General features: G+C 52.7%; 11 protein-coding genes. 7 read left to right on the forward strand and 4 right to left on the reverse strand.

Annotation, left to right across the window (positions count from 1 at the left end; all coding sequences use genetic code 11):
- Positions 1-105: 105 nt before the first annotated feature.
- Entirely contained in the window at positions 106-1002 is an 897-nt protein-coding gene (gene nadC / locus ACPUC7_RS17135; RefSeq protein WP_494923813.1) for a carboxylating nicotinate-nucleotide diphosphorylase, read from the reverse strand.
- 181 nt (positions 1003-1183) lie between these two features.
- On the opposite strand from nadC, the gene ampD reads away from it, so the two are divergent.
- The gene (ampD, locus tag ACPUC7_RS17140) at positions 1184-1735 is read left to right on the forward strand and encodes a 1,6-anhydro-N-acetylmuramyl-L-alanine amidase AmpD (protein ID WP_343554649.1); all 552 of its coding nucleotides are present in this window, start codon (positions 1184-1186) and stop codon (positions 1733-1735) included.
- Positions 1736-1751: 16 nt separating this feature from the next.
- Complete coding sequence (gene ampE, locus ACPUC7_RS17145; protein WP_494923814.1) at positions 1752-2606, forward strand: beta-lactamase regulator AmpE; 855 nt, start codon at positions 1752-1754, stop codon at positions 2604-2606.
- A gap of 52 nt (positions 2607-2658) precedes the next feature.
- On the opposite strand, the gene aroP is transcribed toward ampE, so the two are convergent.
- Positions 2659-4014: an aromatic amino acid transporter AroP gene (gene aroP / locus ACPUC7_RS17150; protein WP_343554651.1), complete on the reverse strand. Its 1356-nt coding sequence runs from the start codon at positions 4012-4014 to the stop codon at positions 2659-2661.
- A gap of 513 nt (positions 4015-4527) precedes the next feature.
- On the opposite strand from aroP, the gene pdhR reads away from it, so the two are divergent.
- The 4 genes from pdhR (at position 4528) to lpdA (ending at position 11592) form a co-directional block, all read left to right on the forward strand.
- A complete protein-coding gene (pdhR, locus tag ACPUC7_RS17155; protein WP_008108566.1) occupies positions 4528-5292 on the forward strand; it encodes a pyruvate dehydrogenase complex transcriptional repressor PdhR in 765 nt (254 codons plus the stop codon).
- Positions 5293-5419: 127 nt separating this feature from the next.
- A complete protein-coding gene (aceE, locus tag ACPUC7_RS17160) occupies positions 5420-8086 on the forward strand; it encodes a pyruvate dehydrogenase (acetyl-transferring), homodimeric type (RefSeq protein ID WP_494923815.1) in 2667 nt (888 codons plus the stop codon).
- Positions 8087-8100: 14 nt separating this feature from the next.
- Positions 8101-9993, forward strand: coding sequence for a pyruvate dehydrogenase complex dihydrolipoyllysine-residue acetyltransferase (gene aceF / locus ACPUC7_RS17165; RefSeq protein ID WP_494923816.1), 1893 nt, complete (start codon positions 8101-8103; stop codon positions 9991-9993).
- Between the two features lie 174 nt (positions 9994-10167).
- Positions 10168-11592: a dihydrolipoyl dehydrogenase gene (gene lpdA / locus ACPUC7_RS17170; protein WP_343553215.1), complete on the forward strand. Its 1425-nt coding sequence runs from the start codon at positions 10168-10170 to the stop codon at positions 11590-11592.
- A gap of 145 nt (positions 11593-11737) precedes the next feature.
- Here lpdA and ACPUC7_RS17175 read toward each other — a convergent pair whose 3' ends face one another.
- Positions 11738-11884: a Hok/Gef family protein gene (locus ACPUC7_RS17175; RefSeq protein WP_154154165.1), complete on the reverse strand. Its 147-nt coding sequence runs from the start codon at positions 11882-11884 to the stop codon at positions 11738-11740.
- A gap of 278 nt (positions 11885-12162) precedes the next feature.
- Positions 12163-13062 (reverse strand): LysR family transcriptional regulator, encoded by a 900-nt coding sequence (locus ACPUC7_RS17180; RefSeq protein ID WP_494923817.1) that lies wholly within the window; start codon positions 13060-13062, stop codon positions 12163-12165.
- 98 nt (positions 13063-13160) lie between these two features.
- On the opposite strand from ACPUC7_RS17180, the gene ACPUC7_RS17185 reads away from it, so the two are divergent.
- Entirely contained in the window at positions 13161-14156 is a 996-nt protein-coding gene (locus ACPUC7_RS17185; RefSeq protein ID WP_494923818.1) for an aldo/keto reductase, read from the forward strand.
- Positions 14157-14177 lie beyond the last annotated feature (21 nt).

The following is a 14177-nucleotide window of genomic DNA, read 5'->3' on the forward strand; positions in this document are numbered from 1 at the left end:
CGAGGTTGGAAAATGCCTCGAAGAGAATCGTCAGGATTGCAGAGAAAACAGCAGAAGATTGGAAGGTATGTCGCAAAACCGCCGCGCTAGAGCGGCGGTGAGGGATCAGATTTCGCGGAAACGCATCGACAAATCCAACGCGCGGACATGTTTGGTCAGCGCGCCGACTGAGACATAGTCAACGCCGGTTTGAGCGATTTGCGGCAGTGTGGTTTCAGTGACATTGCCAGAGACTTCCAGTAGCGCGCGCTTAGCAGTCAAAGCGACCGCTTGATGCATCATCTCGAAGCTGAAGTTATCCAGCATGATGATGTCAGCCCCCGCATCAATTGCATCTTGCAACTCCGCCAGCGTTTCCACTTCTACTTCGACCGGTACATCAGGCGACAGCCACAACGCTTTCTCCACGGCCTTGCGAACCGAGCCGCTGGCAATAATGTGGTTTTCTTTAATCAGGAAGGCGTCGGATAAACCTAAGCGGTGATTGCTACCGCCGCCGCACAGCACGGCATATTTCAATGCGGTGCGCAGGCCTGGCAGGGTTTTACGCGTATCAAGCAGTTGAGTTTCACTGCCTTGCAGCAAAGCAACATAACGACTGACTTCAGTTGCCACGCCCGAGAGGGTTTGCACGAAGTTGAGAGCGGTTCGTTCGGCCGTCAGTAGCAAACGCGCCGGGCCTGCCAGCTCAAACAGCAGCTGATCAACCTCCAATATTTGGCCATCTTCAACATGCCAGGTGATGTGCACTTTATTGCCTAATTGGATAAACACTTCCTGCACCCAGCGTTTACCACAAAAAACACCGGCTTCACGCGTAATGACTTTTGCCACCGCCTGTTTTTCTGCCGGTAACAGCTGTGCAGTGATGTCGCGATCGGCATCCACCTCACCGCCTAAATCTTCCTGAAGCGCGCGGGCAACGGCTTCGGGGATATCCTGCTCAATACGTTTAATCAGTTCCTGACGGCGATGATCGGGATCGTAACGACGCGATGCCATGGTTTACCACTCCACAAGACAAGATTTTGTGCGCTCACCTTAGCCTGAATTATCGGCTATTGCCAGTTAGTAGCGATGAAATGTTTAGTATCCTTAACTTGGTGGGGTTGGCGCATTAAGTCGCAAGTATCGCGTTTGAATCATGCTATTCTCAGCCTGATTTTGCTTAGGATTTAACAGCATGAAACTGGAACAGGGCTGGATTACCAGCGCGCGTAAAGTACCTTCACCGCACTTTAATCAACGTCCAAATGATGAAGTGCCTTCGCTGTTGATTATTCATAACATCAGTTTGCCGCCGGGTGAATTTGGCGGGCCGTGGATTGATCGGTTGTTTACCGGTACGTTACCCGCTGATGCGCATCCCTATTTTGCCGATATCGCCCATTTGCGCGTTGCAGCGCACTGTTTAATCCGCCGTGACGGTGAACTGGTGCAATACGTCTCTTTTGATCAGCGTGCCTGGCATGCGGGTGTATCGCAGTTTGAAGGGCGTGAAGGCTGCAACGATTTTTCGATGGGCATTGAGCTGGAAGGCACCGATACGCTGCCCTTTACCGATGCACAATACGTCACTTTGCAGCAGGTCACGCAGTTGCTGCTACAGCATTATCCGTTGACGCCTGCGCGCATCACCGGCCATAGCGATATAGCGCCCGATCGTAAAACCGATCCGGGCCCCTGTTTCGACTGGGTGCGCTATAAAGAGTCTATCAAGCAGGAGAATCCCTGATACAGCAGGAGCAGGTATGACGTTGTTTAGCTTGTTATTAGTTCTAGGTTGGGAACGCCTTTTTAAATTGGGCGAGCACTGGCAATTGGATCACCGACTGGAGCCACTGTTCCGCAATCGTCAGCGCTTTTCACTATTGCGTACGCTGGTGATGACATTGGCCGCCATGCTGATTGTTTGGCTCATCGTCTGGAGCCTGAAAGGCATTTTGTTTGGCGTGGCACAATTACTGTTCTGGATTGTGGTGGGATTGTTGTGCATTGGTGCCGGTTCGGTGCGGCTGCATTACCACCGCTATCTCAAGGCCGCCAGCCATGATGACCATGAAGCACACCAAGCAATGGCCGCCGAACTGACGCTGATTCACGGCGTGCCAGTGGAGTGCAGCGAACGTGAGTTTTTGCGTGAACTGCAAAATGCACTGATATGGATTAATTTCCGTTTCTATCTGGCGCCGCTGTTTTGGTTTGTGGTCGGTGGGCCGTACGGTCCGGTGCTGCTGGTGGGATATGCATTTTTGCGCGCCTGGCAGAGCTGGCTAGCGAAACATCATTCGCCGCTGCAACGTTCGCAGTCTGGCGTTGATCGGCTGTTGCATATTCTTGACTGGATTCCGGTGCGCCTGGCTGGCGTGGCATACGCGTTGCTCGGTCACGGTGAGCGTGCATTACCAGCATGGTTTGCCGCATTGGGCGATATTCATCGCTCGCAATATCAGGTGCTGACTAGCCTGGCGCAGTTCTCACTGGCGCGCGATCCGCATATGGATAAAGTAGAAACACCGCGCGTTGCCGTGGCATTGGCCAAACGCATCTCGTTGGTGATCGTGGTGGTGGTTGCGCTGTTGACGATTTACGGCACGTTAGTGTGAGTGAGAAGTGAAGAGAATCTGCCCGGCAGCAGTGTGCCGGGCAGAGAGCTGATTAAGCTTTTTGCAGTTTGTTTTTGATGGTGTAACCGATAGCCAGAATCACCAGCCAAACCGGAATCAACCATACCGAAATCGCCATGCCAGGCGTCATCAACATAATCACTAACACACCCGCCAGGAACACCAGGCAAATCCAGTTACCCAACGGATAGAGCACCGCTTTGAAGCGCGTGGTAACACCTTGCTGGTCTTTCTTCTTACGGAACTTCAGGTGCGCCAGGCTGATCATCGCCCAGTTGATGACCAAGGCAGAAACCACCAGCGCCATCAGCAGACCAAAGGCTTCACCCGGCATCAGGTAATTAATCAGTACGCACAACAGCGTTGCTACAGCAGAAACCAGAATGGTTGCTACTGGCACGCCGCGGCTGTCCACTTTCAACAATGCTTTTGGTGCGTTACCCTGTTGCGCCAGGCCGAACAGCATGCGGCTGTTGCAGTACACGCAGCTGTTATAGACCGACAGCGCCGCCGTCAGAATCACGATGTTCAAAGCGTTAGCCACGAAAGCATCGCCCAATTCATGGAAGATCAAAACAAACGGGCTGGTATCGGCAGTGACACGCGTCCACGGCAGCAGTGACAGCAATACTGCCAGCGAGCCAATGTAGAAAATCAGAATACGCCACAGCACCTGATTGGTCGCTTTTGGAATGCTCTCTTGTGGATTGTCGGCTTCGGCGGCTGTAATACCGACCAGCTCCAGACCACCAAACGAGAACATAATGATCGCCATCATCATTACCAATCCGGTCATGCCGTGCGGCAAGAAGCCGCCTTGGTCCCACAGATTGCTAACGCTGGCCTGTGGACCGCCGTTGCCGCTAAACAGCAACCAGCCGCCGAACAGGATCATGCCGATAACCGCGACGACTTTAATAATCGCGAACCAGAACTCCATCTCACCAAACACTTTTACGTTGGTCAGGTTGATGGCGTTGATCAGCACAAAGAAGATGGCTGCCGTTGCCCAGGTCGGGAAATCGGGCCACCAGAACTGAACATACTTGCCAACGGCGGTCAATTCAGCCATCGCCACCAGCACATACAGTACCCAATAGTTCCAGCCCGAGGCGAAACCAGCGAAGTTGCCCCAATACTTGTAGGCAAAGTGGCTGAAGCTACCAGCAACCGGCTCTTCAACCACCATTTCGCCGAGTTGGCGCATAATCAGAAAGGCAATAAAACCGGCAATCGCATAACCCAGAATCACGGCCGGACCGGCCGATTTAATCACTGATGCGCTACCCAGAAACAGGCCAGTACCTACGGCTCCGCCCAGCGCAATCAGCTGAATATGGCGATTCTTTAAGCCGCGGTGCAGCGTGTCGCCATGCTGTTGTTCCATACAAACCTCGTGATGTTGTTATTGTGCACCTGCAGTGCGCGCACTGTAAGGCTGTTTTACCTAATGTATTCTTTTCTTTACGGTATCTGGCGTGCTGTGTGCATGCATGAGCTACCACGGCGTTCAGAATAGTGATAAGCGCGTCGCTTTGCACCTGCTTTTGCTTTTTGTGCTGAGAGATGACTGAAAAAGCAGCAGCATCCACTGCGCACCTTTCGCGTTATTTCTGCCATGAATGAACAATAAACACGAATAGCTTTCACTTATGGTCATGCGGCTGTCATGAAGCTAACTCAGTGTAAGGTTTAGTAAAAACACAATTCTTTAACATTTGGCGCAGGCCCACATTTTTCACCCAAATTCCGGTGAGTTAGTGCGGCACCATTGCTATCACCTAATGAAGTGTGACCGCCGCCATATAGACACAAGGTGAATACTTTGTTACTTTACCGGCACCATTTTTCAATTGGTATTACCAATTTACTCTGGACGTTTGGCACATAAGAAGGGAAGATGGCCTACAGTAAAATTCGCCAACCCAAGCTCTCCGATGCGATTGAGCAGCAGCTGGAATCCCTCATTATGGAAGGGACGCTGCAGCCGGGTGAAAAACTGCTCCCCGAGCGCGAACTGGCGAAACAGTTTGATGTCTCACGTCCATCCCTGCGCGAAGCGATTCAGAGTCTGGAAGCCAAAGGCTTGTTGTTACGTCGTCAGGGCGGTGGCACCTTCGTCCAAAAAAATCTCTGGCAAAGTTTGAGCGACCCATTGGTCGGCTTGCTTGCCGAACATCCAGAATCTCAGTTTGACCTGCTGGAAACCCGCCACGCGTTGGAAGGCGTTGCTGCTTATTACGCAGCACTGCGGGGTACCGATGAAGATTTGCAGCGCATCCGCGACTGCCATGTTCACATCCAGCAGGCACAGGACAGCGGCGATCTCGACGCCGAAGCCGATGCAGTGATGAAGTATCAGATCGCTGTCACAGAAGCCGCCCATAATGTGGTGCTTCTTCATTTGCTGCGTTCCATGGGCCCTATGCTGGAACAGAACGTCCGTCAGAATTTTGAATTGCTTTACGCTCGCCGGGAAATGCTGGCGAAAGTGAGCGGTCACCGCGCCAGTATTTATGAGGCGATTGTGGCTCGTGAGCCAGAACAAGCACGCGAGGCATCTCATCGTCACCTGGCGTTCATTGAGGAAATCTTGCTGGATAGAAGTCGGGAGCAGAGCCGTCGTGAACGCTCCCTGCGTCGTTTACAGCAACGTAAGGAATAACGCACGGCAACGAACGTGCGGAAAACACGACGGGCCTGTCTTCTTGTGCTGTGAATCTGAAACAAAGCACAAGCAGACAGGCTCCTGATAATTTCAACGTATTAGACACAGATAAGGAATACACCCCATGTCAGAACGTTTACAGAATGACGTGGATCCGATCGAAACTCGTGATTGGCTACAAGCGATCGAATCGGTCATCCGTGAAGAAGGTGTTGAGCGCGCGCAGTATCTGATTGATCAGGTAATGAGTGCCGCACGCAAAGGTGGCGTGAAAGTTGCGGCAGGTTCTTCTGCTATCAGCAACTACATTAACTCTATTGCAGTTGAAGATGAGCCGGAGTATCCGGGCAACACCTCTCTTGAACGTCGTATCCGTTCCGCAATTCGTTGGAACGCCATCATGTCGGTGCTGCGTGCGTCGAAGAAAGATCTGGAGTTGGGTGGTCACCTCTCATCCTTCCAGTCTTCCGCGACCATTTATGAAGTGTGCTTCAACCACTTCTTCCGCGCGCGTAGCGATAAAGACGGCGGCGATCTGGTTTACTTCCAGGGTCACATTTCTCCAGGCATCTATTCACGTGCTTTCCTTGAAGGTCGTCTGACTGAAGAGCAGATGAACAACTTCCGTCAGGAAGTCCACGGCAAAGGTCTGTCTTCTTATCCGCACCCGAAATTGATGCCGGACTTCTGGCAGTTCCCAACCGTATCAATGGGCTTGGGTCCATTGAACGCGATCTATCAGGCGAAATTCCTGAAGTATCTGGAACACCGTGGTCTGAAAGACACCTCTGCACAAACCGTTTATGCCTTCCTCGGTGATGGCGAGATGGATGAGCCAGAATCGAAAGGTGCGATCACCATCGCAACCCGCGAGAAGCTGGATAACCTGGTGTTCATCATCAACTGTAACTTGCAGCGTCTGGATGGCCCGGTCACCGGTAACGGTAAGATCATCAACGAGCTGGAAGGCATCTTTGCCGGTGCTGGCTGGAACGTGATCAAAGTGATTTGGGGCGGTCGTTGGGATGAACTGCTGCGTCAGGACACCAGCGGCAAGCTGATCCAACTGATGAACGAAACCGTTGACGGCGATTATCAGACCTTCAAATCACGTAACGGCGCGTACGTGCGTGAGCACTTCTTCGGTAAATATCCGGAAACCGCAGCCCTGGTGAAAGACTGGTCAGACGAAGAGATCTTCGCCCTGAACCGCGGCGGCCACGATCCGAAGAAAGTCTACGCAGCACTGAAAAAAGCGCAGGAAACCAAAGGTCAACCTACGCTGATTCTGGCACATACCATTAAAGGTTATGGTATGGGTGACACTGCCGAAGGTAAAAACATCGCGCACCAGGTTAAGAAGATGAACATGGATGGCGTTCGCTACATCCGCGATCGCTTCAATGTGCCAGTGGCCGATGAGAAGATTGAAGAACTGCCATATGTGACCTTCGAGAAGGGTTCGGAAGAGTACAACTATCTGCACGGTCAGCGTGAGAAGTTGGGCGGCTACCTGCCAACGCGACAGGCTGAGTTCAGCGAGAAGCTGGAAATGCCTACGCTGGAAGAGTTCCGTCCGCTGTTGGAAGAGCAGAATAAAGAGATCTCAACCACCATCGCCTTCGTGCGTGCCCTGAACGTGATGCTGAAGAACAAGTCGATCAAAGATCGTCTGGTTCCGATCCTCGCCGATGAAGCGCGTACCTTTGGTATGGAAGGTCTGTTCCGTCAGATTGGTATCTACAGCCCGAACGGTCAGCAGTACACCCCGCAGGACCGCGAGCAGGTTGCTTACTATAAAGAAGACGAAAAAGGCCAGATTCTGCAGGAAGGGATCAACGAGCTGGGCGCAGGTTCATCCTGGCTGGCTGCGGCGACCTCTTACAGCACCAACAACCTGCCGATGATTCCGTTCTACATCTATTACTCGATGTTCGGCTTCCAGCGCATCGGCGATCTGATGTGGTTGGCGGGCGACCAGCAGGCGCGCGGCTTCCTCGTCGGCGGGACTTCCGGTCGTACTACGCTGAACGGCGAAGGCTTGCAGCACGAAGATGGTCACAGCCACATTCAGTCGCTGACTATCCCGAACTGTATCTCTTACGATCCTTCATACGCTTACGAAGTTGCGGTCATCATGCAAGATGGTCTGGTGCGTATGTACGGCGAAGCGCAAGAGAACATCTACTACTACATCACCACGCTGAACGAAAACTACCACATGCCTGCGATGCCGCAGGGTGCGGAAGAGGGTATCCGCAAGGGTATCTATAAGCTGGAAACGGTGGAAGGTAGCAAAGGTAAAGTGCAGCTGCTGGGTTCAGGTTCAATCTTGCGTCACGTGCGTGAAGCGTCTGAAATCCTGGCGAAAGACTACGGCATCGGTTCTGATGTCTACAGCGTCACCTCGTTCACCGAACTGGCACGTGATGGCCAGGATTGTGAGCGCTGGAACATGCTGCATCCAACCGAGACCCCACGCGTTCCTTACATCGCTCAGGTGATGAACGAAGCGCCAGCGGTTGCATCAACTGACTACATGAAGTTGTTCGCAGAACAGGTTCGTAGCTATGTGCCAGCCAGCGATTATCGCGTACTGGGCACCGACGGCTTCGGTCGTTCTGATAGCCGCGAAAACCTGCGTCATCACTTCGAAGTGGATGCTTCTTATGTGGTTGTGGCGGCGTTGGGTGAGCTGGCTAAACGCGGCGAAATCGATAAGAAAGTGGTGGCCGAAGCGATCACCAAGTTCAATATCGATGCCGATAAAGTTAACCCGCGTCTGGCTTAAGAGGTAAGAGAGTAATGGCTATCGAAATTAACGTACCGGACATCGGGGCAGACGAAGTTGAAGTCACCGAGATTCTGGTGAAGGTGGGCGACAAAGTTGAAGCTGAACAGTCGCTGATCACCGTAGAAGGCGATAAAGCCTCAATGGAAGTCCCTTCGCCGCAGGCGGGTGTGGTTAAAGAGATCAAAATCGCCACCGGTGACAAAGTAGAAACCGGCAAACTGATCATGATCTTTGAAGCTGAAGGTGCGGCAGAAGCTGCACCTGCGCCAGCCGCTGAGAAGCAAGCAGAAGCCGCTCCGGCGCCTGCTGCGGCTGCGGTCAGCAAAGACGTGAACGTGCCAGACATCGGCGGCGACGAAGTGGAAGTCACCGAGATTCTGGTCAAAGTGGGCGACACCGTTGCCGCTGAGCAATCGCTGATCACCGTTGAAGGCGACAAAGCTTCAATGGAAGTGCCTGCACCGTTTGCCGGTGTGGTGAAAGAGATCAAGATCGCGACCGGCGATAAAGTGAATACCGGCTCACTGATCATGGTGTTCGAAGCAGAAGGCGCAGCGCCTGCTGCTGCCGCTCCAGAAGCCAAGCAGGAAGCCGCTCCAGCAGCTGCACCTGCGGCAGCTGGCGCGAAAGACGTCAATGTGCCAGACATCGGCGGTGATGAAGTTGAAGTTACCGAAGTGCTGGTCAAAGTAGGCGACAAAGTCACTGCTGAACAATCACTGATCGTGGTTGAAGGCGACAAAGCGTCAATGGAAGTGCCTGCACCGTTCGCTGGCGTGGTTAAAGAGATCAAAATCTCAACCGGCGATAAAGTGAATACCGGCTCGCTAATCATGGTATTCGAAGTGGAAGGTGCAGCGCCTGCTGCGGCTCCAGCGGCGAAACAGGAAGCGGCTCCAGCAGCAGCTAAACCTGCGGCAGCAGCGGCTCCAGCGCCAGCGAAAGCTGAAGCGAAAGGTGAGTTCGCTGAGAACGATGCTTACGTTCACGCGACGCCGGTGATTCGTCGCCTGGCGCGCGAGTTCGGTGTAAACCTGGCGAAAGTCAAAGGCACCGGCCGTAAAGGTCGCATCCTGAAAGAAGACGTGCAGACTTACGTGAAAGATGCGGTGAAACGCGCTGAAGCGGCACCGGCTGCAGCGGCCAGCGGCGGAAGCCTGCCAGGTCTGTTGCCTTGGCCGAAAGTGGACTTCAGCAAGTTCGGCGAAATCGAAGAAGTGGAACTGGGCCGCATCCAGAAAATTTCCGGTGCTAACCTGAGCCGTAACTGGGTCGTCATCCCACACGTTACGCACTTCGACAAAACCGATATCACCGATCTGGAAGCGTTCCGCAAACAGCAGAATGCCGAAGCGGAGAAACGCAAACTGGATGTGAAATTCACGCCAGTGGTGTTCATCATGAAAGCCGTTGCCGCTGCGCTTGAGCAGATGCCACGCTTCAACAGTTCACTGTCTGAAGATGCACAGAAACTGACGCTGAAGAAATACATCAACATCGGTGTGGCGGTTGATACGCCAAACGGTCTGGTGGTTCCAGTGTTCAAAGATGTGAACAAGAAAGGCATCACTGAACTGTCGCGCGAATTAATGGCGATCTCGAAGAAAGCCCGTGATGGCAAACTGACTGCTGGCGACATGCAGGGCGGTTGCTTCACCATCTCTAGCCTTGGCGGCCTCGGCACGACGCACTTTGCGCCGATCGTCAATGCGCCAGAAGTGGCGATTCTCGGTGTTTCTAAGTCAGCGATGGAGCCGGTGTGGAACGGTAAAGAGTTTGAACCGCGTCTGATGATGCCAATCTCACTCTCCTTCGACCACCGCGTGATCGACGGTGCTGATGGTGCGCGCTTTATCACCATCATCAACAACACACTGTCCGACATCCGCCGTCTGGTGATGTGAAGTTAATCAAGGCCGGCAAATGCCGGCCTTGTTGTAAGCATTCAATGTTGCCGCGGTTGGCAGTTTATTAACAATTCTGTAAACTCTTGCGGTGAAATGTCCCGGTGGATATAGGGCATCCAGAGCTTGGGAAAAGCTTGCTTCTGACCGCCGGTAATCTAATAAGAGGTCATGATGAGTACAGAGATTAAAACTCAAGTCGTGGTACTTGGGGCAGGTCCTGCAGGTTACTCTGCAGCCTTCCGTTGCGCTGATTTAGGTCTGGAAACCGTAATCGTTGAGCGTTACAGCACCCTCGGTGGTGTTTGTCTGAACGTAGGCTGTATCCCGTCAAAAGCGCTGCTGCACGTCGCGAAAGTCATCGACGAAGCAAAAGCCCTGGAAGAGCACGGCATCGTGTTCGGCCAGCCGCAAACTGACATCAACAAGATTCGTAGCTGGAAAGAGAAAGTGGTTACGCAACTCACTGGCGGCCTCGCGGGTATGGCGAAAGGTCGTAAAGTGAAAGTTGTGACTGGCCTCGGCAAATTCACCGGTGCTAACACGCTGGTGGTTGAAGGTGAAGGCGGCGCGACCACCATCAACTTCGATAACGCGATCATCGCAGCCGGTTCTCGTCCAATTGAACTGCCATTCATTCCACACAACGATCCGCGCGTGTGGGACTCTACCGATGCGCTGGAACTGAAAGAAGTGCCTAAGCGTCTGCTGGTTATGGGCGGCGGTATCATCGGTCTGGAAATGGCGACCGTATACAAAGCGCTGGGTTCAGAGATCGACGTGGTTGAGATGTTCGACCAGGTTATCCCGGCCGCTGACAAAGACGTGGTGAAAGTCTTCACCAAGCGTATCAGCAAGAAATTCAACCTGATGCTGGAAACCAAAGTCACCGCCGTTGAAGCGAAAGACGATGGTATCTACGTATCCATGGAAGGCAAAAAAGCGCCTGCTGAAGCTCAGCGTTACGACGCGGTGCTGGTCGCTATTGGTCGCGTACCAAACGGTAAAGGTTTGGATGCCGGTAAAGCGGGCGTGGAAGTGGACGATCGCGGCTTCATCCGCGTCGACAAGCAGATGCGCACCAACGTACCGCACATCTATGCTATCGGTGACATCGTGGGTCAGCCAATGCTGGCGCACAAAGGTGTGCACGAAGGCCACGTAGCGGCGGAAGTGATCTCTGGTCTGAAGCACTACTTCGACCCGAAAGTGATCCCATCGATTGCTTACACCGAGCCAGAGGTTGCCTGGGTAGGTCTGACCGAGAAAGAAGCCAAAGAGAAAGGCATCAGCTACGAAGTTTCCACCTTCCCGTGGGCAGCTTCAGGCCGTGCTATCGCTTCTGATTGTGCGGACGGTATGACCAAACTGATTTTCGACAAAGAGACTCACCGTGTTATCGGTGGTGCGATTGTCGGCACCAACGGCGGCGAGCTGCTGGGTGAAATTGGTCTGGCGATTGAAATGGGCTGTGATGCCGAAGATATCGCACTGACCATTCACGCGCACCCAACGCTGCATGAATCGGTTGGTCTGGCAGCGGAAGTGTTCGAAGGTAGCATTACCGACCTGCCAAACGCGAAAGCGAAAAAGAAATAAGTTTCCGCGTTGAATAAAATTAACGGCTCCTTTAAGGAGCCGTTTTTTATTACGGGTTATATTTAAATAAACAAGTAAAAAAGGCGCGTGAGCTACTTGATGAGTCATGCCGGAATAGCGGGAGCGAACTCCCGCTAATGAAGTTTTACTGTCGGACTTCGTAAGCCATTACAGCCGATAATTCAGCAGTGAGTATCCGAAAACGTAATTCACATAATGAACTGCGATTAACCAGACACAAACCTAATAGAATGAGCCCGCTGATAATCAGCTTGCTGAATATTGACTTCATAGTTACTTACTCCTTGCGTTAGCACGAGCAAGCGACTACCCTGACATTTCTCACGTGTAGGGTAGTTCGCTTGCCCGTGCGGTTAATGAAAGTTAACTGCACGGTTTCCGCTCTCCACAACCTACCTCAATTTTTTCAGCTTGAAGCAAGTTGCCTCAAGCGCCCGCAGGCAGTCTACGCTTTAATTTCTTTATTTCATCTTAATTTTATAATTATTTAAAATTTAATGATTTCTGCGATTGGTTTGTTTTAGTGCTTATTTTTAAATGAAGAATTAATTAGTTTTTAGTTTCCTTAAGCCAATCAATAAAATGCCGTAATGGCGCAGAAAGATATTTCCGGCTGGGATAATAAAGCCAGAATCCTTCTTCCACTTGGGTATATTCCGCCAGGATTTCCACTAATTCCCCGCGCGCTAAATTATCGTTAACCGTACCTTGATGCAGAAACGCAATGCCCATGCTGGCAAGTGCCGCTTGTAATATACGTTCGTTGTTATCCAACACCAGCGCACCTTTTACCGCCACTTCCTGCTTGCGGCCCTCTTGCCAGAATTCCCAGCGATAACGGCGTCCGCTGGGGAAGCGTCGTTCAATGCAGGGAAATTGCAGCAGTTCGGCGGGAACAGCGGGTACGCCATGCTGCGCAATAAACGCTGGGCTTGCCACCGCCAGCGCGCGCATCGGTGCACCAAAGGGAACGGCCACCATATCCTGCGCCAGCACATCGCCGTAGCGCACGCCGGCATCATAGCCAGCCTCAACAATATCCAGCAGTGAATCGTTGCTATCGATCTCCAGTGTGATCTCAGGATAGCGCTGCAAAAACGGCAGGATCAGCGAATCAAAGAACAACGCTTCGGCCGAACGCGGCATGCTGATGCGCAGTACGCCACGCGGATCGCTGCGCCAGTCGTTGAGTTCATCCACCGCTTGTGACAAGTCCGCCAGCGCCGGTTGAATGCGTTGCAAAAAGCGTTCGCCCGCTTCGGTCAGCGCCACTTTGCGCGTGGTGCGATTGAGCAATCGCACGCCTAGTCGCGCTTCGAAATGGCGCATGGCGTGGCTCAGGCTTGAAGGCGTGACATTGCGCTCCTCCGCCGCTTTGCGAAAGCTCAAGTGCTGCGCGATGGCGGCAAACATTTCCAGTTCCTGCATGGATGCGCGGTATTTATTCATTGCTGAGTTTTACTCACTAAATCGGCAAGAATGCCTCAATTGTTGCGGCTATTGATGAGGTTTATAACATTAACATCAACAGCGAAGAGGATAAAACAATGCAACAACGTCAATTAGGCAATCAGGGATTACAGGTTTCGGCGCTGGGATTAGGCTGCATGGGCATGAGCTTCGCCTATGGGAAAAATGATGAAAAGCAGGCGCTGGAAACGCTGGCACGCGCGTTCGATATCGGGGTAAATTTTCTCGATACTGCGGAAGTGTATGGCCCTTTCACCAACGAAAGCTTGCTGGCTAAAGCGATAAAAGGGTGCAGTGATATCAAGGTGGCGACCAAGTTTGGCTTTCGTATTACCGATCACGGCGAAGGGTGGGAGCGCATTACTGGCGTAAACAGCGACCCGGCGCACATTCGCCGCGCGGTGGAAGGATCGTTGCAGCGACTCGGTGTTGAGACCATTGAGCTGTTGTATCAGCATCGTCTCGATCCGGCGGTGCCGATCGAAGAGGTGGTCGGCGTAATGGCCGATTTGGTGCGCGAAGGGAAGGTGAAGTATCTCGGCTTGTCTGAAGTCTCTGCGGCCACGTTGCGCCGTGCACATGCGGTTCACCCGATTTCAGCGTTACAAAGCGAATACTCATTGTGGTCACGCGATCCTGAGCAGGAGATTCTGGCAACCTGTCGTGAATTGAACGTGGGCTTTGTGCCTTACAGCCCGTTAGGACGCGGCTTCTTAACCGGCAAATTCCCGGCTGCCGCCACGTTAGCTGACGATGATTTCCGCCGTTATCTGCCACGCTTCCAGCAAGATGCGCAGGCGCATAACCAGAAGTTAGTGAATCAGCTTACTGAGATGGCTACAGGTTATGATGCCACCGCCGCGCAGCTAGCGTTAGCGTGGGTGCTGGCGAAAGGGCAGTTTATTGTGCCAATTCCTGGCGCCAGCAAGATTGCGCATCTGGAACAGAACTGCGCGGCGGCTGATTTAACATTACATGCAGCCGATGTTGCGACGCTGGATACGCTATTCAGCGCACAAAATATTCACGGCGAACGCTATAACGACAGCGAGTTTGTGCTGGTCGATCGTTAAAGATTTTCACCTCGCTCATGC

The sequence above is a fragment of the Pantoea sp. CFCC18179 genome (assembly GCF_059412405.1).

Coding starts and splice junctions, on each gene's coding strand:
- pdhR (WP_008108566.1), top strand. CDS start 4,528: ATGGCCTACAGTAAAATTCGCCAACCCAAGCTCTCCGATGCGATTGAG.
- aceF (WP_494923816.1), top strand. CDS start 8,101: ATGGCTATCGAAATTAACGTACCGGACATCGGGGCAGACGAAGTTGAA.
- ACPUC7_RS17185 (WP_494923818.1), top strand. CDS start 13,161: ATGCAACAACGTCAATTAGGCAATCAGGGATTACAGGTTTCGGCGCTG.
- ampD (WP_343554649.1), top strand. CDS start 1,184: ATGAAACTGGAACAGGGCTGGATTACCAGCGCGCGTAAAGTACCTTCA.
- ACPUC7_RS17175 (WP_154154165.1), bottom strand. CDS start 11,884: ATGAAGTCAATATTCAGCAAGCTGATTATCAGCGGGCTCATTCTATTA.
- ACPUC7_RS17180 (WP_494923817.1), bottom strand. CDS start 13,062: ATGAATAAATACCGCGCATCCATGCAGGAACTGGAAATGTTTGCCGCC.
- aroP (WP_343554651.1), bottom strand. CDS start 4,014: ATGGAACAACAGCATGGCGACACGCTGCACCGCGGCTTAAAGAATCGC.
- aceE (WP_494923815.1), top strand. CDS start 5,420: ATGTCAGAACGTTTACAGAATGACGTGGATCCGATCGAAACTCGTGAT.
- lpdA (WP_343553215.1), top strand. CDS start 10,168: ATGAGTACAGAGATTAAAACTCAAGTCGTGGTACTTGGGGCAGGTCCT.
- ampE (WP_494923814.1), top strand. CDS start 1,752: ATGACGTTGTTTAGCTTGTTATTAGTTCTAGGTTGGGAACGCCTTTTT.
- nadC (WP_494923813.1), bottom strand. CDS start 1,002: ATGGCATCGCGTCGTTACGATCCCGATCATCGCCGTCAGGAACTGATT.